19 protein-coding genes, 16 tRNA genes and 1 rRNA gene are annotated in these 24983 nt (G+C 43.9%); 1 reads left to right on the top strand and 35 read right to left on the bottom strand.

All coding sequences use genetic code 11. The features are described 5' to 3' along the window. Window positions 1-22: 22 nt before the first annotated feature. Window positions 23-1285: a phosphoribosylamine--glycine ligase gene (gene purD / locus PXH68_RS00275; protein WP_248028191.1), complete on the bottom strand. Its 1263-nt coding sequence runs from the start codon at window positions 1283-1285 to the stop codon at window positions 23-25. Between the two features lie 126 nt (window positions 1286-1411). Between purD and PXH68_RS00270 the strand changes: the two genes are divergently transcribed. Next, complete coding sequence (locus PXH68_RS00270) at window positions 1412-2821, top strand: GBS Bsp-like repeat-containing protein (RefSeq protein ID WP_248028190.1); 1410 nt, start codon at window positions 1412-1414, stop codon at window positions 2819-2821. A gap of 27 nt (window positions 2822-2848) precedes the next feature. Here PXH68_RS00270 and PXH68_RS00265 read toward each other — a convergent pair whose 3' ends face one another. From PXH68_RS00265 to rrf, 34 genes are all read right to left on the bottom strand, one after another. After that, the gene (locus PXH68_RS00265; protein WP_248028188.1) at window positions 2849-3895 is read right to left on the bottom strand and encodes a LysM peptidoglycan-binding domain-containing protein; all 1047 of its coding nucleotides are present in this window, start codon (window positions 3893-3895) and stop codon (window positions 2849-2851) included. Window positions 3896-4159: 264 nt separating this feature from the next. Further along, window positions 4160-5578, bottom strand: coding sequence for a hypothetical protein (locus PXH68_RS00260; RefSeq protein ID WP_248028186.1), 1419 nt, complete (start codon window positions 5576-5578; stop codon window positions 4160-4162). A 148-nt stretch (window positions 5579-5726) separates the two neighbouring features. Beyond that, window positions 5727-7274 carry a bifunctional phosphoribosylaminoimidazolecarboxamide formyltransferase/IMP cyclohydrolase gene (purH, locus tag PXH68_RS00255; protein WP_248028184.1) on the bottom strand — a complete coding sequence of 516 codons (1548 nt, stop codon included), beginning with the start codon at window positions 7272-7274 and terminating at the stop codon, window positions 5727-5729. Next, window positions 7252-8349 (bottom strand): hypothetical protein, encoded by a 1098-nt coding sequence (locus PXH68_RS00250; protein WP_248028183.1) that lies wholly within the window; start codon window positions 8347-8349, stop codon window positions 7252-7254. The genes purH and PXH68_RS00250 overlap by 23 nt, the downstream gene beginning before the upstream one ends. Beyond that, window positions 8346-8900 (bottom strand): phosphoribosylglycinamide formyltransferase, encoded by a 555-nt coding sequence (purN, locus tag PXH68_RS00245; RefSeq protein WP_248028182.1) that lies wholly within the window; start codon window positions 8898-8900, stop codon window positions 8346-8348. The genes PXH68_RS00250 and purN overlap by 4 nt, the downstream gene beginning before the upstream one ends. After that, window positions 8897-9919 carry a phosphoribosylformylglycinamidine cyclo-ligase gene (gene purM, locus PXH68_RS00240; RefSeq protein ID WP_248028181.1) on the bottom strand — a complete coding sequence of 341 codons (1023 nt, stop codon included), beginning with the start codon at window positions 9917-9919 and terminating at the stop codon, window positions 8897-8899. The genes purN and purM overlap by 4 nt, the downstream gene beginning before the upstream one ends. Window positions 9920-9975: 56 nt before the next feature. Continuing rightward, window positions 9976-11430 carry an amidophosphoribosyltransferase gene (gene purF / locus PXH68_RS00235; protein WP_248028180.1) on the bottom strand — a complete coding sequence of 485 codons (1455 nt, stop codon included), beginning with the start codon at window positions 11428-11430 and terminating at the stop codon, window positions 9976-9978. Between the two features lie 2 nt (window positions 11431-11432). Next, complete coding sequence (locus PXH68_RS00230; RefSeq protein ID WP_248028179.1) at window positions 11433-15152, bottom strand: phosphoribosylformylglycinamidine synthase; 3720 nt, start codon at window positions 15150-15152, stop codon at window positions 11433-11435. Between the two features lie 12 nt (window positions 15153-15164). After that, window positions 15165-15872 carry a phosphoribosylaminoimidazolesuccinocarboxamide synthase gene (gene purC / locus PXH68_RS00225; RefSeq protein ID WP_172079734.1) on the bottom strand — a complete coding sequence of 236 codons (708 nt, stop codon included), beginning with the start codon at window positions 15870-15872 and terminating at the stop codon, window positions 15165-15167. A gap of 117 nt (window positions 15873-15989) precedes the next feature. Continuing rightward, entirely contained in the window at window positions 15990-16238 is a 249-nt protein-coding gene (locus tag PXH68_RS00220) for a phosphopantetheine-binding protein (protein WP_248028178.1), read from the bottom strand. Further along, on the bottom strand, window positions 16231-17238 hold the full coding sequence (gene plsX / locus PXH68_RS00215) for a phosphate acyltransferase PlsX (RefSeq protein ID WP_248028177.1): 1008 nt from the start codon (window positions 17236-17238) through the stop codon (window positions 16231-16233). Before plsX ends, PXH68_RS00220 begins: the two co-directional genes overlap by 8 nt. Then, a complete protein-coding gene (gene recO, locus PXH68_RS00210; RefSeq protein WP_136628820.1) occupies window positions 17235-18017 on the bottom strand; it encodes a DNA repair protein RecO in 783 nt (260 codons plus the stop codon). Before recO ends, plsX begins: the two co-directional genes overlap by 4 nt. Next, complete coding sequence (locus tag PXH68_RS00205; RefSeq protein ID WP_202848303.1) at window positions 18004-19182, bottom strand: pyridoxal phosphate-dependent aminotransferase; 1179 nt, start codon at window positions 19180-19182, stop codon at window positions 18004-18006. The genes recO and PXH68_RS00205 overlap by 14 nt, the downstream gene beginning before the upstream one ends. A gap of 322 nt (window positions 19183-19504) precedes the next feature. Continuing rightward, entirely contained in the window at window positions 19505-20473 is a 969-nt protein-coding gene (locus PXH68_RS00200; RefSeq protein ID WP_202848302.1) for a ribose-phosphate diphosphokinase, read from the bottom strand. Between the two features lie 130 nt (window positions 20474-20603). Beyond that, entirely contained in the window at window positions 20604-21872 is a 1269-nt protein-coding gene (gene pcsB, locus PXH68_RS00195; protein WP_205031832.1) for a peptidoglycan hydrolase PcsB, read from the bottom strand. 91 nt (window positions 21873-21963) lie between these two features. Beyond that, the gene (locus PXH68_RS00190; protein ID WP_202848300.1) at window positions 21964-22482 is read right to left on the bottom strand and encodes a rod shape-determining protein MreD; all 519 of its coding nucleotides are present in this window, start codon (window positions 22480-22482) and stop codon (window positions 21964-21966) included. After that, the gene (gene mreC / locus PXH68_RS00185) at window positions 22479-23102 is read right to left on the bottom strand and encodes a rod shape-determining protein MreC (protein ID WP_239513557.1); all 624 of its coding nucleotides are present in this window, start codon (window positions 23100-23102) and stop codon (window positions 22479-22481) included. The genes PXH68_RS00190 and mreC overlap by 4 nt, the downstream gene beginning before the upstream one ends. A gap of 267 nt (window positions 23103-23369) precedes the next feature. Continuing rightward, window positions 23370-23457: transfer RNA gene (locus tag PXH68_RS00180), tRNA-Ser, on the bottom strand. A 10-nt stretch (window positions 23458-23467) separates the two neighbouring features. Beyond that, window positions 23468-23541, bottom strand: a tRNA-Ile gene (locus PXH68_RS00175). Between the two features lie 20 nt (window positions 23542-23561). Next, window positions 23562-23634 (bottom strand) — tRNA-Phe (locus PXH68_RS00170). A gap of 10 nt (window positions 23635-23644) precedes the next feature. Next, a tRNA-Met gene (locus PXH68_RS00165) sits at window positions 23645-23718 on the bottom strand. A gap of 11 nt (window positions 23719-23729) precedes the next feature. Next, a tRNA-Ser gene (locus PXH68_RS00160) sits at window positions 23730-23819 on the bottom strand. A 7-nt stretch (window positions 23820-23826) separates the two neighbouring features. Beyond that, window positions 23827-23900, bottom strand: a tRNA-Ile gene (locus tag PXH68_RS00155). A gap of 11 nt (window positions 23901-23911) precedes the next feature. Further along, window positions 23912-23985, bottom strand: a tRNA-Met gene (locus PXH68_RS00150). 11 nt (window positions 23986-23996) lie between these two features. Beyond that, window positions 23997-24070: transfer RNA gene (locus tag PXH68_RS00145), tRNA-Pro, on the bottom strand. 48 nt (window positions 24071-24118) lie between these two features. Further along, window positions 24119-24192 (bottom strand) — tRNA-Arg (locus PXH68_RS00140). Window positions 24193-24198: 6 nt separating this feature from the next. After that, window positions 24199-24282, bottom strand: a tRNA-Leu gene (locus PXH68_RS00135). Between the two features lie 7 nt (window positions 24283-24289). Then, window positions 24290-24361, bottom strand: a tRNA-Gly gene (locus PXH68_RS00130). Window positions 24362-24374: 13 nt separating this feature from the next. Continuing rightward, window positions 24375-24447 (bottom strand) — tRNA-Thr (locus PXH68_RS00125). Between the two features lie 16 nt (window positions 24448-24463). Further along, a tRNA-Leu gene (locus tag PXH68_RS00120) sits at window positions 24464-24545 on the bottom strand. Between the two features lie 3 nt (window positions 24546-24548). Next, a tRNA-Lys gene (locus PXH68_RS00115) sits at window positions 24549-24621 on the bottom strand. 65 nt (window positions 24622-24686) lie between these two features. Next, window positions 24687-24759, bottom strand: a tRNA-Asp gene (locus PXH68_RS00110). Between the two features lie 2 nt (window positions 24760-24761). Beyond that, window positions 24762-24834: transfer RNA gene (locus tag PXH68_RS00105), tRNA-Val, on the bottom strand. 4 nt (window positions 24835-24838) lie between these two features. Then, window positions 24839-24954: ribosomal RNA gene (rrf, locus tag PXH68_RS00100) — 5S ribosomal RNA — on the bottom strand. Window positions 24955-24983: the final 29 nt, after the last annotated feature.

The following is a 24983-nucleotide window of genomic DNA, read 5'->3' as shown; positions in this document are numbered from 1 at the left end:
TGTCTTTCCTTTTCTTTATCCCTTATTTCACGGCCTTACTTCCAATATCTGTCCGATAAAAGAGGCCTGTCGTGTCTTGTTTCTTCAACTCCGAGTAAATTTTTTCTTGGGCTTCTTGGACGGTGTCTGCTGTGGTGACTAACATATAGACCCGACCCCCGTTTGATAGCAGTGCTCTGCTATTTTCCGCAAAACGAGCCCCTGCATAGTAGGTCGTGATGTCGCCCTCAGTCTTCGCTGGCAACTCCACACCTTTCTCATAGTCCAGTGGGTAGCCGTTTGAAGCCACGACTACACCCAGCGTCACGCCGCTTTCCAGCCAAGTCAGCTGTGTAGGACGTTTGTGGAGGATGTCGTCGATGTTCTGAGCAAAGTCGGAGGTCAGACGAGGCAGGATAATCTGAGTTTCTGGGTCGCCAAAACGGGCGTTGAACTCGATAACCTTGGGACCTTGGTCGGTCAGAATCAAACCAGCATAGAGCACGCCCATATAAGACCGCCCTTCCGCAATCATGCCGTCCAGAATAGGCTTGACAATGGTGTCAACCGCTGTATCTACCACGCTTTGAGGCAGGTGGGGAACAGGAGCGTAAGCCCCCATACCGCCTGTGTTGGGACCTTGGTCGCCGTCAAAGGCACGCTTGTGGTCCTGGGCTGTCGGCAGGATATAGAACTGGTCGCCATTGACCAGGGCAAAGAGGGAAAACTCCTCGCCCGCCAAGAACTCCTCGATGACCACGCGGGCACCCGAGTCGCCGAACTTGTTGTCCAAGAGCATCTCCCGTGCCGCATCGATAGCCTGCTCGACGGTTTCTGCCACGACTACGCCCTTGCCCAGTGCCAAGCCGTCCGCCTTGACCACGATTGGAGCCCCCTGCTCTTCGATGTAGGCTTTGGCTTCTTCGAAGTTGGAAAATGTGCCAAAGGCTGCTGTTGGAATGCCGTATTTGACCATGATTTGTTTGGCAAAGTCTTTTGACCACTCCAGCTCCGCGGCTAGACGACTCGGGCCAAAAGCTTTTAGCCCAGCCTGTTCAAAATCATCAACGATACCTGCTGCCAAAGCATCATCTGGACCAACAAAAGTCCAAGCAATATCATTTTCCTTGGCAAAGTTGATGAGAGCGGAATGTTCGGAAATTCCGATGTTGACCAACTCGATACCGTCCAAGGTCATTCCGTCATTACCAGGAGCAACAAAGACCTGTCCCACCCGTTCAGACTCTAACATTTTCTTTGCTATAGCGTGTTCACGACCACCAGACCCAACAACCAAAAGTTTCATTTTTTCACACCTCAAAAACGGATTTTACACTCTTATTTTAACAGAAATATTCAGTTTATCATAATTTACTTGGATTTTTTTCTTTTTTCTCAATTTTTACCGAACAATTAGGTAGGAGGTAAAAAAATGAAAAAATACACATCATTTTTATGTTCAACAGCTATCCTAGCTGCCAGTCTACTTTCAGTATCTGTCGCCCATGCCACTAGCGATACAAGCACCCCAGCAACTACAGTCGGGCAGATTGAAAATACAGCAACCAATAGCGCTCCGGTGATGACAGTAAAACCATCCGATGCTGGGCGATTCAGTGTACTAATTGAAAACATCCCTCAGAATGTCGTCGAAGTTTTAGTACCTATTTGGTCTGATGAGAATGGACAAGATGATATTAAATGGTACTCAGCCAAAAAAGATATGTCTGGGAAATTCTTTGTGGACGTAGATTTTAGTAATCACAAGAATATCGCCGGTCTGTACCACATTCATCTATATACTCGAACGGATGGAGGCTCTTTAAATGGGCAAGTTCCCATGTCACACACATTTAAACAAGCTGAAGTAATGACTCCTATCACATCGCATTATCAGACAAAACTGTCTGTTGACAAACCTGGATATTTACATGTCTCAATTTCTAATATCCCCAGCGAGGTTACTGAAATCAGGGTACCAACATGGACTGACTTAGCTGGTCAAGATGACATTATTTGGTACAGTGCAGCAAGGCAAACAAATGGAATTTTCTCCCTGGATATTCCACTTAAAAATCATAATTTTGAAACTGGGAAATACCATCTCCATATCTATTCCAAAACAAGGACTTCTCAACTTCAGGGCAAATCTGGAACCTCAATTCAAATCGCTGGCAATCAACTCCCCAACATCGAAAAACCTGACATTACAGTCTTAAATATCAACCAACAAAAAGGAACCTATTCTATTAAGATTCGTGAAAAAGAATTTTCGAAAAGAATAAAAAAGGTAGAGATTGCAACTTGGTCTGAAGCCAATCAAAGTAATATTAAATGGCGCACGCCAACAAATGTAAATGGAGAATATACTGCAAATATTGACTATGCTGAACATAGTTATAAAACAGGGACCTATAAAAACCACGTCTATATTACTTACCAAGACAATAGCAGAGTAGGATACATCGCTAACTCTGTCTCTATTACAAATCCCAAACCAGCCACTATCCAAAACTATACCCCAAACAAATATCCTGTGGGACAGTGTACCTGGGGGGCGAAGCAACTTGCTCCTTGGGTTGGCAACTATTGGGGAAATGCGAAACAATGGCTTTCTTCAGCTCGAAATGCTGGCTTTCAGACTGGTACAACACCACGTGTTGGTGCTATCGCTGTCTGGACTGGAGGGGGTTATGGACACGTAGCGGTCGTAACAGAGGTTTCTAGTACAACGCGCATTCGAGTTAGGGAATCAAACTACAATTACAACCAAAATATCAACGACTACCGTGGTTGGTTCAATCCTGTTGCTGATGGTGTCACAGGATACATTTACCCATAACAAAAAGCTCCCTTGGAGCTTTTTTGATTATTGATTAAAGGAAACATGGACGTGGTCATAGTGATTTTCTGTAATGCTACCACGATCAGGCATCAAATTCCAGGTATAGGCAGGGCCATAAATGCTGGCAAATGGTGAGTAAAATCGCTGCTTCCAAATGATATAGGAAATTTTCTTCGAAGCCATATTGGCAATACTATACTCAGCAATCTGATCTCCAAGGCTTGAACTCTCGGGAACCATAAAATCAAGGGCCAAACCTGAACCATGGTCTCCAGAATCACCAGCTCGGTAACCACCAACAGTAGTCAGCCCAAAGAGAGCCTTCACTTCATCTTTATAAGCAATGACGTGCGCTTGCAAACCTGCATTTTCAGCGCTTGAACTGATGATTGTATTTGTTGCAGTTGTTGTCGAAGTAGATGACGATGTCGTTGCTGCTTCTTGTGAAGTAAAGCTATCAGTCGATGCAACAGTAGCCGGCGCACGCTCTTCAGTGGCGGGAGCTACTTGAGCAACAGGAGTCTCCACAGAAGCTTCTTGCTCTTCTGTTGCAGTCTCTACCGTCGGTGCTTCCGTTGAACTTGGCTCTGCAGCCTCTTCTTCGCTCGCATCCGTTGTCACTTCTACTTGATTCAAATCAACTGTCTTATTTTCGACAACCACTTTATTGGACTTGCTTTCAATAACAACCTCATTCATTTGCAAATCAACCGTCGCTTCAACGGTTTCCTGCGGATTTTCTGGCGCAGGCGTCACAATTTCAATCTCTGTAACCTGATGATTGGCATCTAAGGTCGTCGTCAATACAGTATCTGGGAAAATCAAGTCTAGGTTCGTAATTTGATTAACTTTGGCTAACACTTCCATATCAATCGCCATTGCATTCGCAATTGTACTCAGCGTATCACCGTACTGAATGGTGTAGGTTTCCTTACTACCACTTGCAATAATATCAGCTGAAATCTCATCTACCGAACGTGGCGTCCAATTCAAGGTGTCAGCCTTCACTTGACTCGAGAACATAGTCAGAGCCATTGTTGATGCTAAAAAAATTCGTTTATTCCATTTCATATCGAAACCTTCTTTTCTGTTTGATGGTTCTAATAGTAACTGAAACTTTCCTGAAATTCAATGCTTTCTAGCCTGATTTAACCCAACTGTAGTTTCTGACTTAGACTCGACATTTTTTGACATCTCACCAACACATTTGTCACTAATTCGTTATATTTGTTACAAAAAGAAACTAGCCAGAAATTCCAAATAAATCAGGTAATTGTGCATTTTTATTGAAGTGAAATCAAAAAGACTCGCTTTCAACGAGCCTATAAATTGATATTAAAAAATTTTTTTGTTAATCGTAGAAACATTGTTTTTTCCAGCTCTGCCTTTATCACTAGGTGTTTTTGCAATTGTAAACGTATAGCGATTATCTCCAAAATAGATTAACTTATAATGTTTCCCTTCTTCTCGTATATCAAATCCTAAATTTTTTAAAGAATTTCTTAATTTTGTAGTCATTCCTGTATAGTTACTTAGTAAATCCTTAACAGTATTACTTTTTTCTTCCAATAATGCTTGAAAATTATTCGAAGCAACAATGTCAGATATAATTGTAAACCGTCTGGAATCTGGATTCATTTTATCTAAATTACTATTCAATACTGATAAAATAAACTCTTTTACCTCATCTACAAAAAATTCCTCCTCAGCTCCCATATCAATTACAGAAGTTCCTGATTGTAAACCGACCTTCGCTTTTAAACTTTGATTTTCAAAAATTAACCTGTCGTTCCGCTGAGTCAATTCCCTAACTTTTAATTCTAATGCCTTCAATTCTTCATCAAACTCTTCTAGTATTGATTCGGTATCTTTTTTCTCTATTAACGCCGCATTTCTTTTTTGTTTTTGACTTTGCAACTTATCATATAACAACGCATTATTGACACCTTGCCAGGTTGATAATACATCGATTTTCAATGTATTATGGTAATTTAGAACTGAATTTACTATTCTATTACGGAGCGAAATATTTCCATTTTGATAGCTGCTATATATGAAGCGCTTATTTGGAATTACTTGGTTTGGAAAATAAATCCCCACAGCTCCCGAATAATCATTCTTACCATTGCATAGCTCTCTTAATTGCGAATTAGTACTAGTTGTATTTTGAACAAAAACATGTGCAACTCCTTTTAGTGTTCGAGCTAATTTACAAACATCCAACGGAAATTGATTGCTACTTGTTTTTGAAACATACACAACCGGGAGTCTAAAATCAGAATCACCATTAATGATTGAAGCTAAGTCTTGAATATTTTTTTCAGTGATTTCAATTGGAACATCACTTATTTTTAATTCCTTATCATCTTTTAAATACCCCTCTCTAATTAACAGAGTTATAAAATACGGGGTCGCAAAAGAATAGGTAATCTCTTCTGCACTATCTGTGAAACTTCTATCAAGAATAACCGACATTTTCATCGTATCAAAATTCATAACATAGTCAGTATCCCATATAATTCCATTTTCATTTTTTTCAAAACGAACTGCAATTATATTCTTATTCCGATACTCCTGAATATCTAGCCATAAATTTTTGTCGGTGAATTTAATATTTCGCTCTCCACACCAATTAATCCCTGAAATAACATTATCTGTATGGGGGCTACCTTGATTCCATTTAATCACTAACTCAATAAATTTATCGTGAGTTAAAGATTCATCAATATTTAAAATTGTTGAGAATAATAACATACCTTCCCCTTAACTATAAAAAATGATTAACCAATATCTAGTTTTATTCTAACATAAAATGACAAGTAACCAAAATAAATCTAATAAAGAATTTTTATAAAAACCACCCCAACTTCTCCAGCTGGGGTGTTCCTATTTCTCTAAATTCTCAATGTCTAAAATGTCTGACTCCTGTAAAGACCATGGTCAAGCCGTACTTGTTGGCCATGTCAATGGAATCTTGGTCGCGGACAGAGCCACCTGGTTGGATAATAGCCTTGATTCCTGCCGCAGCGATTTCTTCCACATTATCAGCAAAGGGGAAAAAGGCATCCGATGCCAAAACAGCTCCTTCCAAACGGTCCTTGGCCTGCTCGATAGCGATACGGACGGAAGCCACACGGTTGGTTTGCCCTGGTCCCACGCCCAAGGTCATCTTGTCATTGGTGATGATGATGCCGTTGGACTTGACATACTTGGAGGACTTCCAAGCGAACTCCATGGCCGCCCACTCTTGCTCGGACGGTTGACGCTCGGTCACCACCTGCCAGTCCGTTGGGCTTTCCACCACCACGTCCTGATCCTGCACCAAGAGCCCGCCGACAACGCCTGTGAACTCTTTTTCAACTTCGCTCGCATCCTGTGCATCAAAAGCCAACTCTAAAATCCGAAGATTTTTCTTTTTATTGGTCAAAATAGCTAGCGCTTCTGCCGAGTAGCTCGGTGCGATGATGATTTCTAAGAAAATCGGGTGCATCTTTTCAGCCGTCGCAGCATCCACTTCCCTGTTCAGCACGACGATGCCTCCGAAAATCGATACTGGATCAGCCTCATAAGCGTAATACCAAGCCTGTTCAATGGTTTCTGCCTGTCCAATACCACAAGGATTCATATGTTTAAGAGCCACAACAGTTGGACGGTACTTGAAATCACGAATAATCCGAATAGCCGCATCCGCATCACGAATATTGTTGAAAGACAGCTCCTTACCATTTAACTGCTTGGCAGAGGCAATCGAATAGTCAGTCGGAAGGGCATTTTGGTAGAAATCCGCATTCTGTTGAGGATTTTCTCCGTAACGCATAGGCTGATTGAGGTCGTAGGTAATGGTAAGTTTTTCAGGCTTTTCTTCACCAACTTGCTTGGTGAAGTAATCTGCAATCAAGGCATCGTAGGCTGCGGTGTGACGGAAAACCTTGGCAGCCAATCGCTGACGCGTTGAGTAAGCCGTCTCACCCTGCTCTGCAATTTCCCCTAAAACCGTCGGATAATCTGCCGGATCCACCACAACGGTCACGCTGGCGTGGTTCTTGGCTGCTGAACGGAGCATGGACGGCCCGCCGATGTCGATGTTCTCCACCGCCAAGTCGTAGGTCACGTCTGGACGCAGAATGGTTTCTTTGAAGGGATAGAGGTTAACCACCACCAAGTCAATCAAGTCGATTTCATGGTCGCTGGCTGCTTGTAGGTGGCTGTCCAAATCCCGACGTGCTAACAAACCACCGTGTATTTTCGGATGAAGAGTCTTGACACGACCGTCCATCATCTCTGGAAAACCGGTCACATCGTCAATGGCGATGGTGGTTACGCCTGCCTGATCCAAGGCAACCTTTGTGCCTCCTGTCGAGATGATTTCCCAACCAAGTTTGATCAATTCCTGGGCAAACTCCACGATGCCTGCCTTGTCGGATACGCTAATTAACGCACGTTTTGTCATCTCTACTCTCCAATCTTAACTGATGATTATATTGTCCTACCAAAGTTTTAGTTTCTTCCTCATTAAATTTTAGCGTACACAAAGTTGGATTCTCATTATCCAGATAAGCAATAAAACTCAGTAACCCAAATGACCTTCTTTTTTCATCATAAGCACTATCATATTGATTTACTGAATTATTGAAAATATAATCTTGTATAATCGGAGGTAATTGAAAAGTAAGTCTATATTCTCCATTATCGACAGTAGGTCTCACTATCCAAGTACCATTCTCTGATTCATTCCAAGTAATTGTAACATCTTGATGTGGGTTTCTACGTAATGATTCACGAAATTTATCATCATTGTCAGGTATGAGCGCTATAATCTGTGAACTTTTTGTACTTGCTATATAAATACTATCAACAACTTCTAAACGATGTTTAAATTCGCTAATAACAGAGTCTTGATAATCTATATCTATCCAATTATTCAATGAATAATCATTCAAGTTACCAATCCATGTAGTAAATTTTTCCTTGAAATCATTAACAATATCTTTCCCAATACTTTCACCATTAACACTATGAAGATTAAATAATCTATCTACAATTTGATTTATAAAGTCTTTAATCCAACTATAGCAGCCTGAGGATAAATCCATTAGATAAATTTTGTGAGCTATAGCCATTCTTTGAGCATCGTCCGTAAATCCAGAAGTAGAAAAAATAGCATAATTATAATTATATTTAGGCAATTCTAACTCTACACTTGTCATATGAACTGTAGAGTAATTAGTATTCACATCTTGTAAAATCCCAACACCCATCCTTACTCGATCTATACCTACTTTATAGGTTGCAGCATAAAATTTAGCCTCCAGAAATAACCGTATAGGATAAACAAAAGGTGGGGTAATACGAAATGTTCCTAATGAATCAAATTGATGATATCCTCCTCTTCCTTTAACGTTCAATCCGTTTCCTCGTTGTACAATATCAGTACTTGTAGTTATAACTAAATCATACCCGTTAACTTTCAATAGTTTTGCTAGTACAAGCTCTAATAAATATCCTTTTACCTGATGTTTTTTCATTTTCTCCTCACTACCCCCAACTCCTCCAAGACTGCTGGATAGAGTTGGTATTCTGCTTCATGTATTCTGGCTTCGAAGCTTTCTAAACTATCATTAGCTAGTCTAGGCACACGGACTTGTTTGATAATTTGTCCTGTGTCGACACCGCTATCAACCCAGTGGACTGTTACGCCACTTTCAGATACTCCTGCCTGCCAGGCATCTTCAATTCCATGAGCTCCTGGAAATTCAGGCAAGTAGGCTGGGTGGATATTGATGATCCTACCTTCATACTGAGCCAGCAGGGTTGGTCCCACAATCTTCATATAGCCTGCCAAGACCACCAAGTCAATCTGGTGCTTGTCTAAGAGTTGGATGAGGGCTTCTTCGTAAGCCTGCTTATCCGCAAATTCTTTTAATTCAAAAGTAAATGCTGGCACACCTAGTTTTTCAGCCCGTTCCAAGACATAGGCATTTCTACGGTCTGAAAAGACGAATGCTACTTCAAACTGCTCTGCGATGACTTGGAAATTAGAGCCGGACCCGCTGGCAAAAACAGCTATTCGTTTCATTTGATGACCACGCTCTTATCTTCCTTGGCGATGATACGTCCAATAGTGTAAACCTCCTCGTCAACTAGTTGACAGACACTATCAACCTTGTCTGGACTGACAGCCAATACCAGACCGATACCCATATTGAAGATTTCAAACATTTCTTCGTGCTTGATTTGGCCGTATTTTTCAAGGGCAGTAAAGATTGGAAGGATTGGAATCTTATCTTCCTCAATCTCAGCTGCAAGGTTGTCCGCAAACATACGGGGAATATTTTCGATGAAACCACCGCCTGTGATATGGGCAATGCCGTTGACCAGCCCTGCTTTTACCAGAGGCAACACCTGCTGGACATAGATACGGGTCGGCTCTAAGAGGACATCCTTTAGAGCTCTGCCATTGAGCTCTGGCAACAGAGCGTCGCCAGCAACATCCGCAAATACACGACGGACTAGGGAATAGCCGTTGGAGTGGATGCCGCTTGAGGCCAAGCCGAGGAGAATGTCGCCCTCCTGGACCTTACTGCCGTCAATAATCTGAGACTTCTCCGCAATACCGACAGCAAAGCCAGCCAGATCATAGTCATCCTCGCCGTACATGCCAGGCATTTCAGCCGTCTCACCGCCAATCAAGCCGCAACCAGCCTGGACACAGCCTTCCGCAACACCTGCAACCACCTGCTCCAGCTTGGCTGGCTCATTTTTTCCAGTCGCAATGTAGTCGAGGAAGTAAAGTGGCTCCGCACCTGCAGCGATGATGTCGTTGACACACATGGCCACACAATCTTGACCGATTGTGTCGTGTTTGTCGTACTGGATAGCCAGCATGAGCTTTGTGCCGACACCGTCTGTCCCAGATACCAAGACTGGCTCTTTGACATCCAGCTTGGTCAGATCAAACATACCTCCAAAACCACCGAGGGCTCCCATAACACCCAAACGTTCTGTCCGAGCCACATGCTTCTTAATCCGCTCAACCACTTCATAGCCAGCTTCGACATCAACGCCCGATTGGGCGTAGGCATTTTTATTTGTCATTTTAATTCCTTTCAACAGTTTACAGGTCTGTCAAGCGTACTTGACAACTCTGTTACTTACTTGACATTCTCGATATAAAAACTCGTTTTCTCTTCTAGGCTACGGAGGTACTCTTCCTCATAGTCATATAGAGGAGTTGGAAATTCTCCGTCAAAATAGGCCACACAGAGTCCACCTTTTGGAGCATCGGTGTCGATACCAATGGCCTCAATCATACCTTCAAGAGAGAGGTAAGTCAGACTGTCAGCTCCGATAATCTCACAGACCTCATCAACTGTGTGATTGGCTGAAATCAATTCTCGACGGGTCTGAATGTCAATCCCGTAAAAACATGGATACTTAAGTTCTGGGCTACCAATAGCCACATGGACTTCTGCTGCTCCTGCTTCCCGCAAGAGCTGAACAATGCGACGACTGGTTGTTCCTCGAACGATGGAGTCATCAACCATGACCACACGTTTTCCCTTTACAATACTTGACACGGCTGACAACTTCATGCGGACGCCTTGTTCGCGGAGCTCCTGCGTCGGTTGGATAAAGGTCCGCTGGGTGTATTGATTTTTTATCAGCCCCATTTCATTGGGTAGACCGGATTCCTCAGAGAATCCGCTGGCTGCGGAGAGGGAGGAGTTTGGCACACCGACGACAATGTCTGCTTCATGTTTGAACTCCTGGGCCAAACGACGGCCCATGTTTTTACGTGCCGTATGGACATTGACACCATGGATAACCGAATCTGGTCGAGCAAAATAGACATATTCCATAGAACAAACTGCTAGCTGCGTGTCATTCGTATAGGTATCGTAATGAACTCCCGAGTCATCGATAATCGCTAGTTCACCAGGCAGGACATCACGAACCCACTCGGCTCCGACAACTTCAAATGCACAGGTTTCACTGGCAACCACCCAAGCTCCGTTTTTCATTTTACCTATTGAAAGCGGACGGAAACCATTTGGGTCCAATGCTGCAACCAATTTGTCTTCCAGCATAATCAAGTAGGCAAATCCACCCTTAACAGTATTGAGGGCTTCCTTGATTTTCCCTATGAAATCTGGGTTGTGACTGCGACGAATCAGGTGCATCAAAATCTCAGTATCAGAGGAACTTGAAAAGATAGAGCCATTCTTTTCCAATTCTGCCCTCAGACTGACAGCGTTAGTCAGATTACCATTATGTGCCAACCCTACCTGCATATCTGAGAAATCAAAGAGAAAAGGCTGGATATTGTTGATAGAAGCAGAACCTGAGGTCGCATAGCGAACATGACCGATGGCTGCATTTCCTGTCAGAGCCTCCAAATCCGCTGGATTTTTAAAAACTTCTGCAATCAAGCCTGTGTTCCGATGGCGACGCAGGAAACCAGCATCATTTGCTAAAATTCCTGCTCCTTCTTGCCCTCGGTGCTGCAAACTGTGGAGGCCAAAATAGGTCACCTGAGCAGCCTGCGGATGTCCCCAAATGCCGAAAACACCACATTCTTCATTGAGTGATTTAACTTCATATGTCATAGTTATTTTCCTGTAAAATAGCGAACTGCTGAAACAAAGAGCCCTTGGTCTTTCTTACCTGGAATATTCTGGAAAAGCCCCTCCTCATAACGTTCTGAGTGTCCCATTTTCCCGATAATCTGACCATTTCGGCTGGTAATGCCTTCAATGGCATGACTAGAACCATTTGGATTGTACTTAGAGTCCATGCTTGGCTGACCTGTAAACTCAACATACTGGCTGAAAATCTGACCATTGTCACGCAAGGTAGCAAATTCCTCGTCCGTCACCACAAATTTTCCTTCCCCATGAGAAACTGGGATAGCGTGAATGTCGCCGACTTGAACACCTGCCAACCACGGTGAGTTGACATTAGCAATCCGTGTTTCCACCATTTTGGCAACGTGCTGATTGGCATCGTTGTAGAAGAGGGTCGGACTGTTTTCTCCTGCCTCCTCAAAGTTTCCATACGGCAGCAAGCCCGATTTGACAAGGGCCTGGAAGCCATTACAGATACCGATGATGAGGCCACCTTTTTCGATAAATTGGTCAATAGCAGAGCGGACCTTGGCGTTTCGTAAGATGGTCACGATAAACTTAGCAGACCCATCTGGCTCATCCGCAGCGGAGAATCCTCCTGCGAAGAAAAGGATGTTGGCCTTGTCAATATTGTCAACCATTGTGTCAACGGACTGTTCAATACTTGCCGCATCCAAAGTCACAAATGGAACCAGATTGACCTTGGCACCAGCCTGTTCAAAAGCCTTGGCGGAGTCGTATTCTGAGTTGGTTCCCGGGAATACTGGGATGTAAACAAGCGGTAATTCGACTGTTTCTTTGGCTTGTATAACCGCTGAACTTGTGATTGCAGGAATATCCTGTAAGTCTGTCGCCTGTTCAAATTCTGTTGGATAGACTTCTTCAAACTTACCTTCAAAGGCAGCTTGTAGGCCCTGTCCAGCTAGGTTGACACCATTGACAAGCAGTGTAAAGTCTGTTGTTGTTTGACCGATTTTCACAGCATCTGGAATGTCTTCTTGCGATGTGAAGACAAAGCCACCTAGCTGACCTGTCAAGCTGGTTTCAAGCTCCGCCAACTCGATTTCTGCACCGAGCTGGTTACCAAAGGACATGAGGGCTAGACTTTCTAAGACACCGCCGTACTTGACTGCACTAGCAGCCGTAATCACATAATCGCTCTGCCATTTTTCAAAAGCCTCAAAATTAGACTTGATCAAGGCAAAATCAATGTCTTCTGACAAAATCTGACCTGGAAGATAATAGATATGCTCGCCAGCCGCCTTGAACTCAGGTGATAGAACCTTGCGGCTGTCTGCCGTTGTCACACCAAAGGCAACCAGGGTCGGCGGAACTGTCAAGTCCTCAAAGGTCCCAGACATGGAGTCCTTACCACCGATAGACGGCAAACCAAGCTGAATCTGAGCCTCGATAGAGCCCAGAAGTGCTGCTACTGGCTGACCAAAACGCTCTGCCTGCTTGTCCATTCGCTGGAAATACTCTTGATAAGAGAAGCGAGCCTTGGACCAGTTAGCCCCTGTTGCCACCAAGCGAGCTGTCGCTTCAATGACCGCATAGGCTGCTCCATGGTAAGGTGACCAGTCTGCTAGGTAAGGATGATAGCCCTGAGCCATAACAGAAGCCGTGGTCGTCACACCCTGTTGGACAGGCAACTTCTGTACCGAACTTTCTGTCGGAGTCAGCTGGTGACGACCTCCGAGTGGGTGGTTGACGGTTGAACGACCAACAGACGAGTCAAAAATTGTCTGCAAACCTTTTTGACTGGCATGGTTGAGGTCTGACAACAGTTCTTTCAAGTCTTCTTGCAGGGTTTCAGCAGCTGTTTTACGCCTTTCTGGCAAGTTGACAGCACTGTCAACCACCTTAGCATCAACGACCACACGCACACCGTTAGTATCAAGGAAGGAACGCTCCAAATCAACAATGATTTGTCCATTCCAGGTCATGACTAGGTTTGGTTTTTCAGTCACTTTGGCTACGACAACTGCATGGATATTTTCCTCACGGCAGGCTGCGATGAAGGTTTCCATATCTTGAGGACGGACAACGACGCTCATCCGCTCTTGTGATTCAGAAATGGCAATCTCCGTTCCATTCAAGCCTGCATACTTTAGAGGAACCTTATCCAAATCGATTTCAAGACCGTCCGCCAGCTCCCCAATGGCTACGCAGACACCGCCTGCACCGAAGTCATTGGATTTTTTAATGAGACGAGTGACGTCACCATTTCGGAACAAACGTTGGATTTTACGTTCTTCAATGGCATTTCCTTTTTGGACTTCCGCTCCAGCCGTTTCCACAGACTCAACTGTCTGCACCTTAGATGAGCCTGTTGCCCCACCGATACCATCTCGACCTGTTTTGCCTCCTAACAAGATAACCACATCGCCTGCGACTGGTTTTTCACGGACCACATTTTCCTTGGGAGCAGCACCAACCACGGCACCTAATTCCATCCGTTTAGCGACAAAGCCTGGATGGAAGTATTCACGTACATAGGTGGTCGCAAGACCGATTTGGTTACCGTATGAAGAATAACCATGTGCCGCTGTTTTTGAAATGATTTGCTGTGGCAATTTCCCTGAGCGAGTAGCCGTCAGAGGCTGGGTAATATCACCCGCACCTGAAATCCGCATAGCTTGATAAACATAAGAACGACCTGACAAAGGATCACGAATAGCTCCCCCGATACAGGTTGCCGCACCACCGAAAGGCTCGATTTCTGTAGGGTGATTGTGGGTTTCATTCTTGAACATGAGGAGCCACGGCTCTTTCACGCCGTCCACATCCACTTCAATCTCCACCGAGCAGGCATTGATTTCATCCGACACTTCCATATCATCCAGTCGACCATTTGCTCTCTCATAGCGACCAAAAATCGTCGCCATATCCATAAGCGTCTGCGGTTTGTCTGTCCGACCTAATTCTGTCCGCATCACCAGGTACTTGTCATAAGTCGCCTGCAATTGCTTGTGGAATTTTGAAGCTGAAAAGTCTATAGACCTGAGTTCTGTTTCAAACGTCGTATGACGGCAGTGATCACTCCAATAGGTATCCAAGACCTTGAGCTCCGTCTCAGTTGGCACTCGACCGATTGACTTGAAATAGTCCTGAATAAAGAGCAGGTCTTCCACTTCCATAGCCAAGCCAGCCTCACGCTTGTAGGTTGCAAATTCCTCTGCCCCATAGCTATCAAAAAAGTCCAAGCTTGGAATAGTCGCATCTGACACCGAAAACTCCTGTGCCACCAAAGGAGCTTCCAAGTCCTTGAAACGCGAATCCACAGGGTTGAGCAAATAGTTCTTGATAGCAGCTAACTCTTCTTCCCGCACATCGCCATTCAAGATATAGAGCTGACCTGTATTGACACGCACCTCCTGACGACTGCCCAATAAGAGAAGGGCCTCCTGACTGCTGACAGCCCGCTGGTCAAACTGACCAGGAAGAGCCTCAATCGCAAAATAAGCAGCTTCCTCCAAGCCCAGTTCCGCTTCCGACAAGACCTTGTCCGTCACCTGCTCGGTAAAGATATGCTTAATAGCTTGCTCCAGCAAGTCCTCCTCCAGATGAAAGACATCATACACCTGCACCAGACGTACACTCGTCAAACTCGTCAGCTGCAAATTATGGGTCAACTCCTTACGAAGAGCCTCCGCCTTAATCTGAAAATCTGCCTTCTTCTCAACAAAAATCCGCTTCGCCATTTTTTCCAATCCTTACTTCACTTCTTGTAACTTTGCCAATACGACCTCGTAAACCTCGGTCAATTCCCCGAGACCCCGACGGAAAACATCCTTGTCCAGATGATTGCCATCCGCATCCCATAAACGACAATTATCAGGTGAAAACTCATCCGCCAATAAAATCTGACCAGACAAGTCGACCCCAAATTCTAGCTTGAAGTCCACCAAAGTCAGCCCAATCTGCGCAAACAAGTCCTTCAAGAATCCATTAATTCGTCTTGTTTCTTCCTTGATATAGGCAATTTCTTCTGAACTAGCTAGATTAAGGAAAGCAATGTGTTCATCATTGATAAAAGGATCATCCAATTCATCTTTTTTATAGTAAAATTCCACGATAGGAGTAGATAAGGCTATACCTTCCTCCACACCGAAGCGTTTTGAGAAAGACCCAGCTGTCACATTTCTCAAAACCACCTCAAGAGGAATGATCTCCACCTTCTTATTCAACTGCTCCGTATCCGACAAGCGCTTGACAAAATGCGTCTTGACACCAGCTTCATTCAACTTTTCAAAAATCAAAGATGAAATCAGATTGTTGAGCCGGCCCTTGCCCACAATCTGTTCTTTCTTACCACCATTAAAAGCCGTCGCCTGATCCTTATAGACCGCAACAATCTGGTCACTGTCAACTGTAGCGTAAATGTCTTTGGCTTTTCCTGAATAGAGAAGGTCAGTTTTCATGAAAATGTTCGCCTTTCGTAAAATATTCTAGTCTTTTTGTTTATTCTATCACACAACATTCGTGTTAACAAACAAAAATCTAAAATACTATCGAATAAAAAGAAAAACGCCCGTAATCTACGAACGTTCTTTTAATTGACTCCAAATAAAATCCACAATATCTGCTAATATTTCAAAGCGCTCAATCGCTGCATCTGGAACATCGACACCAAACTCGTCTTCCAAGGTCAATACGAATTCCATAATTTCCACTGAATCCGCAGCTATATTATCTGCTAAAGAAGATTCTGCCTGTACTTGAAAATCATCGCCCTTCTCCTCTTGGATAATAGCAACAACACGCTGATAGACCTGCTCTCTAGTCATGACTTTCCTCCACTACTGAAAATTTGGCAACCGATTTTTCGACAATGCCAGCCTCCAAAACGGAACGTGTCTGCTTGATCGTATAGAAAATCGACTGAGCATCGCTAGACCCATGAGCCTTGATAACAGGTGCCTTCAGACCAAGCAAGACAGCACCGCCAGCAGTTTTATAGTCCATAGCCCCCAAGGCCTTTTTCAAGGTTGGCTTGACCAAAAGACCACCTAATTTAGCACGCAGACCACCATTCTTGATTGAGCCAGTCAACTGACCGACAATAGATTTTGCAGTCCCTTCAACTGTTTTCAGCACAGCGTTTCCCGTGAAACCATCCGTCACGACCACATCCGCCACGCTGTTAAGCAACTCACGCGCCTCCACATTCCCGATAAAGTTAATCGACTTGTCTTCCGCCAAGAGTTTATAGGCTTCTTGGTGAACTGGCGTGCCCTTGGTATCTTCCGTACCGTTGTTCAAAAGTCCCACACGAGGTTGTTTGACACCACGCACGTGCTCCGCGTAAAATGAGCCAAGAATACCATACTGATAGAGGTGATGAGCTGTATTTTCAGCATTTGCCCCCAAGTCCATCATGTCAAATCCCTGACCATCCATAGTTGGCAAAGTAGACATAAGACCTGGACGGTCGATGTTCCTGATGCGACCGACGACAAAGACGCCTGCCGCCAAAAGAGCACCTGTATTTCCAGCCGACAAGACCGCATCTGCCTGACCATCCTTGACAGCTTTGGTCGCTAGGACCATAGAAGCCTCTTTCTTACGACGAATAGCCTTGACAGGCTCATCATCTGAATTGATTTTCTCCGTCGTATGGACTATGCTGACACGCTCTGTCGCTGTCAAATACTGCTTGATTTTAGCCTCGTCACCATAAAGTTGAATTTCAATGTCTGGAAAGGCAGCCAGGGCTTGATTGACACCTTCTACCACTGCCTGAGGGGCATGGTCCCCACCCATAGCATCTACTGCAATACGTTTCATTCTGTTTCCTCATTTTCTGTTCTTGGTTTCATAATCTGCCCCCAAGAAGACAAATCATCTATAAATTTCTTGGATTTCAAGTGAATCCCCACATATTCCTCGTACAGCTGGTCAATAAAAAGCCGTAATTTTCGTTTCATCTCAGGCTTGATGGAAATGGTTTCCAGCTCATCAAAGGAAATAGCCTGAAATTGATCAAGTAGATAGGGAACATTTGGATCCAGATAAGCCCGTCGCTCATCTTGTTGATAGTGTTGCGGACACAAGACACCGCTGTACTTGTAGGAATAGTCAAAAGGCAGGCCAACCCGATGACAAAAAGCACACTCGTGAAAATTCAGACTGACACCAAAACGTCCCAAGAGCTGAATTTCAAAGATATTGGTCAAAATTTCATAGTCCAAACCTGACTCCATCAAATCCAAGGTCTTGACCAAAAAAGCAAAGAGGGCTGGGTCATAGACCTTGTCCTGCAAGGCCGCATCTGCCAAGGCTAAAATATAGGTAGCATAGCTAAGTTTAAAAATATCACCGTTAATACTCTTAAATGGCTGTACCTGATGAAAATCTTCGATATAAGACAGACCATCATCATTGATTTTAACGATAAAATCCGCATAAGTCAAAGGTTGGATAGAAGCTACCAGCTTGGACTTAGAGGCATGTTTCACGAAAAACATTCGCTTGCCAGCCTTCTCTGTAAAAATCTTGACCAGCTTGTCATCTTCTCGAAAATTCCGATTGTAAAGGACTAATCCCCTAGTTTCAATTCGTTCCATTTTCTTCCAGATATTCCTTCAAACGAGCCATAGCTGTTTGAATTTTCTCCATACTTGCTGCATAGGAAATTCGCACATAGCCCTCACCATATTGACCAAAGGCCGCACCTGGAATAAAGGCCACCGCTTTCTTTCTCGCAAAGTCTTGCAAGAAGCTAAAAGAATCTTGATTGTAACCCGCAGGGATTTTGGCAAAGATGTAAAAAGCTCCATCGGGCTTGATAATTTTAAAGCCTAAGTCCGTCATCTTCTCGATGATGTAATCCCTACGCTTGACATACTCCGCTCGCATCGGCAGAGCATCATCCTTACCATTTTTCAGGGCCTCAACTGCACCATACTGCATAGCAGTTGACGCCGCTGTCACAAGATACTGATGGCTCTTGATAATTTGAGCGATGATGGAAGCCTGACTCATAATCAAGCCAATCCGCCAACCTGTCATGGCATGGGACTTGGACAAGCCCTGAATTAAAATGGTCTGCTCTGGCAAAAATTCCGCAATCGAAGTATGGGGCTGACCAGTATAAGTCAACTCCGCATAAACCTCATCCGACAAGACAAAGACAGGATACTTACGCAAGACATCCGCAAAGGCCTGAATCTGCTCACGAGAGTAAGTCACCCCCGTTGGATTGGCAGGATAGTTGAGAATGACAGCTTTTAGCTTATCCCCCTGCTCAATAATCGCCTCTTCCAACATCTCAGGTGTCAACACAAAATCATTAGCTGTCGTATCGATTTCAACAACGTCTGCTCCCACCATGTTGACAATAGGCTCATAGCCAGGATAGGCAGGGGCAGGTAGAAGCACCGTATCCCCAGCTTCCAAAATAGCAACTAAACTCGCTGATAGAGCCTCCGTCGCACCAATCGTAGAAAGAATTTCTGTTTCTGGATTGTAGTGCAGGTTATATTTTTCTGCTACAAACTCAGCCGCAGCCTGACGCAACTCCAAAAGACCAGCCATTCCTGTATAGTAACTCTGGTTAGCATCAATGGCGGCCTTGGCCGCTTCTTTAACATGATCAGGCGTTGTAAAATCAGGCTCTCCCAAGGTCAGTTTCAAAATCCCTGGAACATCCGAAATGGACTGATCAAACTGACGAATCATCGAAACCTCAATCCGATTCAAATTCTTATTAAAACGGTCATGTAACTTCATAGCTGGCCCCCTTAAACTCATAATTGTATGCGAACTAAAAAGCTAGTGATTTAGATATAGTCATTTGAATTAACTTTGATACAGCGTTACTTTCGGCCTGCCGTACTCTACGAAAGTAACTAGCTTCGCAAGTCTTATCTCCAACCTAGAACAGCCTGCGCCTCAGTTCCTTGTCTGAAAGCTCTTCATTCGACTATAAATCCCCTTGAAGTCCTACCAACTTCCGCGCAGATTTTTTAAAATCATACGCTTTTCTTAACGTTCTCATTAATTATATAAGAACATTATACCAAAAAGAAGAGCCTGACGGCTCTTCCAACTATTATTTGGTAATCTTTGTTTCAAATAGAGGTGATAGTGGACGTTTCTCATGGATACGAATAATGGCATCCGCCAACAAATCAGCTGTTGAAATATGCTCAATCTTCTCAATCAAACGTTCTTTTGGAATCTCAATAGTATCCAAGACTACCAGTTTTTCAATGGCTGACTTGGTGATATTGTCCATAGCTGGTCCTGACAAAACAGGGTGAGTACAAGATGCATAGACAGCTGTTGCACCAGCTTCCGCCAAGGCATCTGCCGCATGACAAATAGTCCCTGCCGTATCAATCATATCATCAATTAGGATACAAGTCTTGCCCTCGATATTTCCAATGATATTCATAACTTCAGATGTATTCATCTTATCAACACTACGACGCTTGTCAATAATCGCAATCGGTGTTTTCAAAAATTGCGCCAGTTTACGCGCACGGGTCACACCACCATGGTCTGGTGAAACCACCACATAGCCATCGCCTGTCATCCCGCGACGCTCAAAATAATCCGCAATAAGTGGTGCCCCCATCAAATGATCCACGGGAATGTCAAAGAATCCTTGAATCTGGGCAGCATGAAGGTCGATGGTCAACAAACGATCCACTCCAGCAGTTTCCAGCATATTGGCAACCAATTTTGATGTGATTGGCTCACGAGCACGAGCCTTACGATCCTGACGAGCATAGCCGTAATAAGGAACAACAACATTTATCGACTCAGCAGATGCCCGTTTCAAAGCATCTACCATGATCAAAATTTCCATTAAATTATCATTTACAGGTGAACTAGTAGATTGAAGGATGAAAACGTGACTGCCACGAATTGATTCTTCAATATTTACTTGAATTTCACCATCTGAAAATTGACGAACACTTGATTTCCCCAAAGGAATTCCAATTTTTTTTGCAACCTTCTCTGCTAACTGTTGATTGGACGAAAGTGCAAACAACTTTAAGTCGGTAAACGCCATGATATCCTCCTAGATTTTTCTACTCTACTATTTTAAACCTTTTTAGACCAATTTTCAAACAAAAATAAAGACCAATTCCATCTTACCCCAGAAAAATAGACCCTTGTTACCAAAGGTCTATGAAAGATGATTAAGGATAAATGTAACCTGTTACGCCATTAGCTGCTGGATTGAACCAACCACGGAAGTTACCAACATATTGGTTCCCGTTATAGTTTGATTCCACAACTTGGATTTGAGATCCATTTACAGCTGTTACAACCGCAACGTGTCCGTATGCACCAGAAGTCCAAACTGCTACCGCGCCGACTACAGGTGTCGAACCAGTACTGAAGCCTGCCGCAGATGCTGAGTAGAGCCACTGGTTAGCATTACCCCAGTAGTTCCCAACCCAAGGAGCTGCTTGTTTTGCACCCCAAGTACATTGACCGATAGGGTAAGTATTACCACTGCTGCTATTGCTTGCTGCTACAGAAGCATTATTTGATGTTGTTGTAGTAGTTGTAGTTGTTGTACTAGAAGCCACAGTTGTAGTAGCTACCGCAGCCTGAGTAGTGCTACTTACTGCTGGAGTAGATGTAGTTGTTGCTGGTGCGCTAGATTGTGCTGTTGCTGCCGGAGCTGACGTTTGAACAACTGCTGCTACAGCTTGCTGTTGTTGTTGCGCTAACTGAGCTTGCTGTGCTTCATATGCTGCCTGCTCTTCTGCTGCCTTACGTGCTGCTTCTTCTGCTGCTGCTTTTTGAGCCAAGAGAGATGCTTTTTCATTTTCAGCAGTTGCTTTTTCAGCTGCAAGGTTCAATTGAGCAACTTTAAGAGCTGCCTCTTGTGTTTTCAATTCTTGAGCTGCATCGTTCAATTTTTTCCAGTTTGCTTCAACGGTGTTGATTGCCTCCTGGTTAGCCTTTTGTTTTTCTTCAATCGCAACTTTGTCAGCTTTTTGTTGTTCCAACATACGGTTGTTTGCTGAAACGATTTCACGCATTGCATTTACACGTGACAAAGCGTCAACGATATTTTTTGAATCAAGGATTGTATTGATGTAAGAGCTTGCTGATCCATCTGTCTGAGCACTACGAGCTTGCTCTTTCAAAGCAGCATCGCGAGAAACGATATCAGCAGCCAAACGTTCGATTTCAGCACTCAAGGCTTTTGATTCTGCTTCAAGGCGCTCATTCTCAGCAGTCAATTCTGCTTGCTCTGCAACGATAGCATCTACTTGAGCTTGAAGAGCATCAACCTGCTCTTGAGCAGCTTGTTGTTGAGCTGTAATTGCGTTGATCTTTGCATCTTGTGCAGCAATTTGACTATCTGTGTTCGCTTGCACTACAGCTACATTTCCTGCTTGGGTCAATACAATTGTACTCAATAACAATGTAGCCATGATTTTTTTCTTCATACGAATGAACTCCTCTAAACTCTTCTATTCTTTATGACATTACCATTTTAACAAAAAAATTGCGTAAATATATTACGCAATTATTACATTTCTATGTCTTATTTGTAATTCCAAAAAGTCGGTTTAACAAAGGATTTAAGAAGACAAATAAGAGGCTATTAAAGACCAATGTCGGAAATAAGTAATACATAATAAAAATAAATACCGACAGATTTGTCATTCCAAATAAACGAGCCAAGACAAAACTAGAGGTTTCAAAAATGAAGGTCCAAATCACCAAGAGTGAAAGACTTGAAAACCAACGGAATTGAATTTTTTCCAAGAGAAAGGCTGTGAAAAAAGCCATTAAAGGAAAAATACAGGTCGCCATTCCCAAAATATTAAAATAATAGATATCGTACAAAAGCCCAAAAAAACTGAACCAAGCAATCAAGCTAATCATTGAAAAATACGGTATGGTATACAGAGCTACAATAAAAAATAATTGACTGCTAACCAACCAGATACCTGGTGTAAAATTCCCCAATAAATGAGTAATTTGCCCATCTAGAAGAAAACTGACAAACAAAATCAAGGGAGAAAATAGAATAAGCTGGCGGTACTTCATCATGACATCACCACCAATACGGAATAAATAGTTGAAAAATCAGCAGTTGGTTCGATGTATACTTGACGATTCAAATTCCCAGAACTCGTTACAACTTCACTAACTTTACCAATTTGGATATTGGCCGGGCTAGTTCCTGCCAGGTCACTCGTTACAACAGCGTTACCAGCCGTCAAATCAGCGCTGCTATTCAATTGTGAAACAATCAATCGATTGCTATCTGTGTCGTAGCCTGATAAAATTCCATAAACATCCGTATCACCATTCTCAATACGAATAGCAATCTTCTTCAAGCCATCGGAATTCGTTAACAATGACACAGCAGCCGAATCATCGTATACTTTTTCAACCATCCCAATCAAGCCGCCATTCGCCATCACCAACTGCCCTTCCAAAATACCACTACTGCTCCCTACGTTAATCGTTAACGAATTAACCCATGATGCAGGATTACGTACTAAGACATTTGCAGAAAGAAAGGTTGTCGACTGATTTGAAGAAACAGTTCCCAAATCAGATTGAAGGGCAGCTAACTCTTCTCTTAAAGAAGCATTCTCAGCTTTCAAGGAATCCACCTCTGCAAGACCTACCTTCAATTCCTTATTCTCTTGATAAGTATTCATCAAATCAAGAACAGCATCCTTCTGAGCTGAAACATAATGTACAGGAATTGATAAAACTGAGTGAATAGCATCAAGCGAAGAATGTACAAAAGGTGTTATATATGGAATTGTAACAGATTGCTGAATCGACAAAAACAGCAAAGAAAAAGAAAGTACAAAAAAAAGCGATACAGCAACAATAACCTTAGCAAAACGATTCATAGAAAAACCTCAAACATGAAAAAGATACAAGAAAACGAGAATATCAAAAGATAATCTCGTCTAGTACGGAGAATAAGGGATTCGAACCCTTGCGCCAGTTACCCGACCTAACGATTTAGCAAACCGTCCTCTTCAGCCTCTTGAGTAATTCTCCAATATATTAATGGGCACGAGTGGAATCGAACCACCGACCTCACGCTTATCAGGCGTGCGCTCTAACCATCTGAGCTACGCGCCCAAGGTAAGAACTTGGGTATATGGCGCGAGACGGAATCGAACCGCCGACACATGGAGCTTCAATCCATTGCTCTACCAACTGAGCTACCGAGCCAAATTAACAATTGCGGGAGCAGGATTTGAACCTACGACCTTCGGGTTATGAGCCCGACGAGCTACCGAGCTGCTCCATCCCGCGATAATAAAAAAAGGAGGATGTGGGATTCGAACCCACGCACGCTTTTACACGCCTGACGGTTTTCAAGACCGTTCCCTTCAGCCGGACTTGGGTAATCCTCCAAGAAAGTGGACCTTGTAGGACTTGAACCTACGACCGCTCGGTTATGAGCCGAGAGCTCTAACCAGCTGAGCTAAAGGTCCAGCAACAAGTATAGCGGCGAAGGGGATCGAACCCCCGACCTCCCGGGTATGAACCGGACGCTCTAGCCAGCTGAGCTACACCGCCAAATAACAAAATCGGGAAGACAGGATTCGAACCTGCGACACCTTGGTCCCAAACCAAGTACTCTACCAAGCTGAGCTACTTCCCGATATCATTAAAAATAAACCTCCCCTAATGTTCTACATTAAGCGAGTGATGCACCCTAGAGGAGTCGAACCTCTAACCGCCTGATTCGTAGTCAGGTACTCTATCCAATTGAGCTAAGGGTGCTCGTCATGCCGAGGACCGGAATCGAACCGGTACGATGTTGCCATCGCAGGATTTTAAGTCCTGTGCGTCTGCCTGTTCCGCCACCCCGGCCTCTCAAAGCGAACGACGGGATTCGAACCCGCGACCCCCACCTTGGCAAGGTGGTGTTCTACCACTGAACTACGTTCGCAATCTTTTCTTAATGCCGGCTACATGACTTGAACACGCGACCCTCTGATTACAAATCAGATGCTCTACCAACTGAGCTAAGCCGGCCTATTATTATTCTCTATGCGGGTTAAGGGACTTGAACCCCCACGCCCGAAAGCGCCAGATCCTAAATCTGGTGCGTCTGCCAATTCCGCCAAACCCGCATATGACTCGTGCTGGGCTCGAACCAGCGACCCATTGATTAAAAGTCAATTGCTCTACCAACTGAGCTAACGAGTCGTAAATATGATGCAAACTTTGTTTGCTCTATTTCCTACTTCAAACAATCCAATAGACTGATTGAACGGTCCCGACGGGAATCGAACCCGCGATCTTCGCCGTGACAGGGCGACGTGATAACCGCTACACTACGGGACCTATGGGAGTTAACGGGATCGAACCGCTGACCCTCTGCTTGTAAGGCAGATGCTCTCCCAGCTGAGCTAAACTCCCTTGCGCTAAGCGACTACCGTATCTCACAGGGGGCAACCCCCAACTACTTCAGGCGTTCTAGGGCTTAACTGCTGTGTTCGGCATGGGAACAGGTGTATCTCCTAGGCTATCGTCACTTAACTACTGAGTCTTGTCAACTCAAAATTGAA

The sequence above is a fragment of the Streptococcus sp. 29896 genome (assembly GCF_032594915.1).
Taxonomy (GTDB): domain Bacteria; phylum Bacillota; class Bacilli; order Lactobacillales; family Streptococcaceae; genus Streptococcus; species Streptococcus suivaginalis.
The sequence above is the reverse complement of the archived record's forward strand: the minus strand, read 5'-3'. Positions and strand labels throughout refer to the sequence as shown.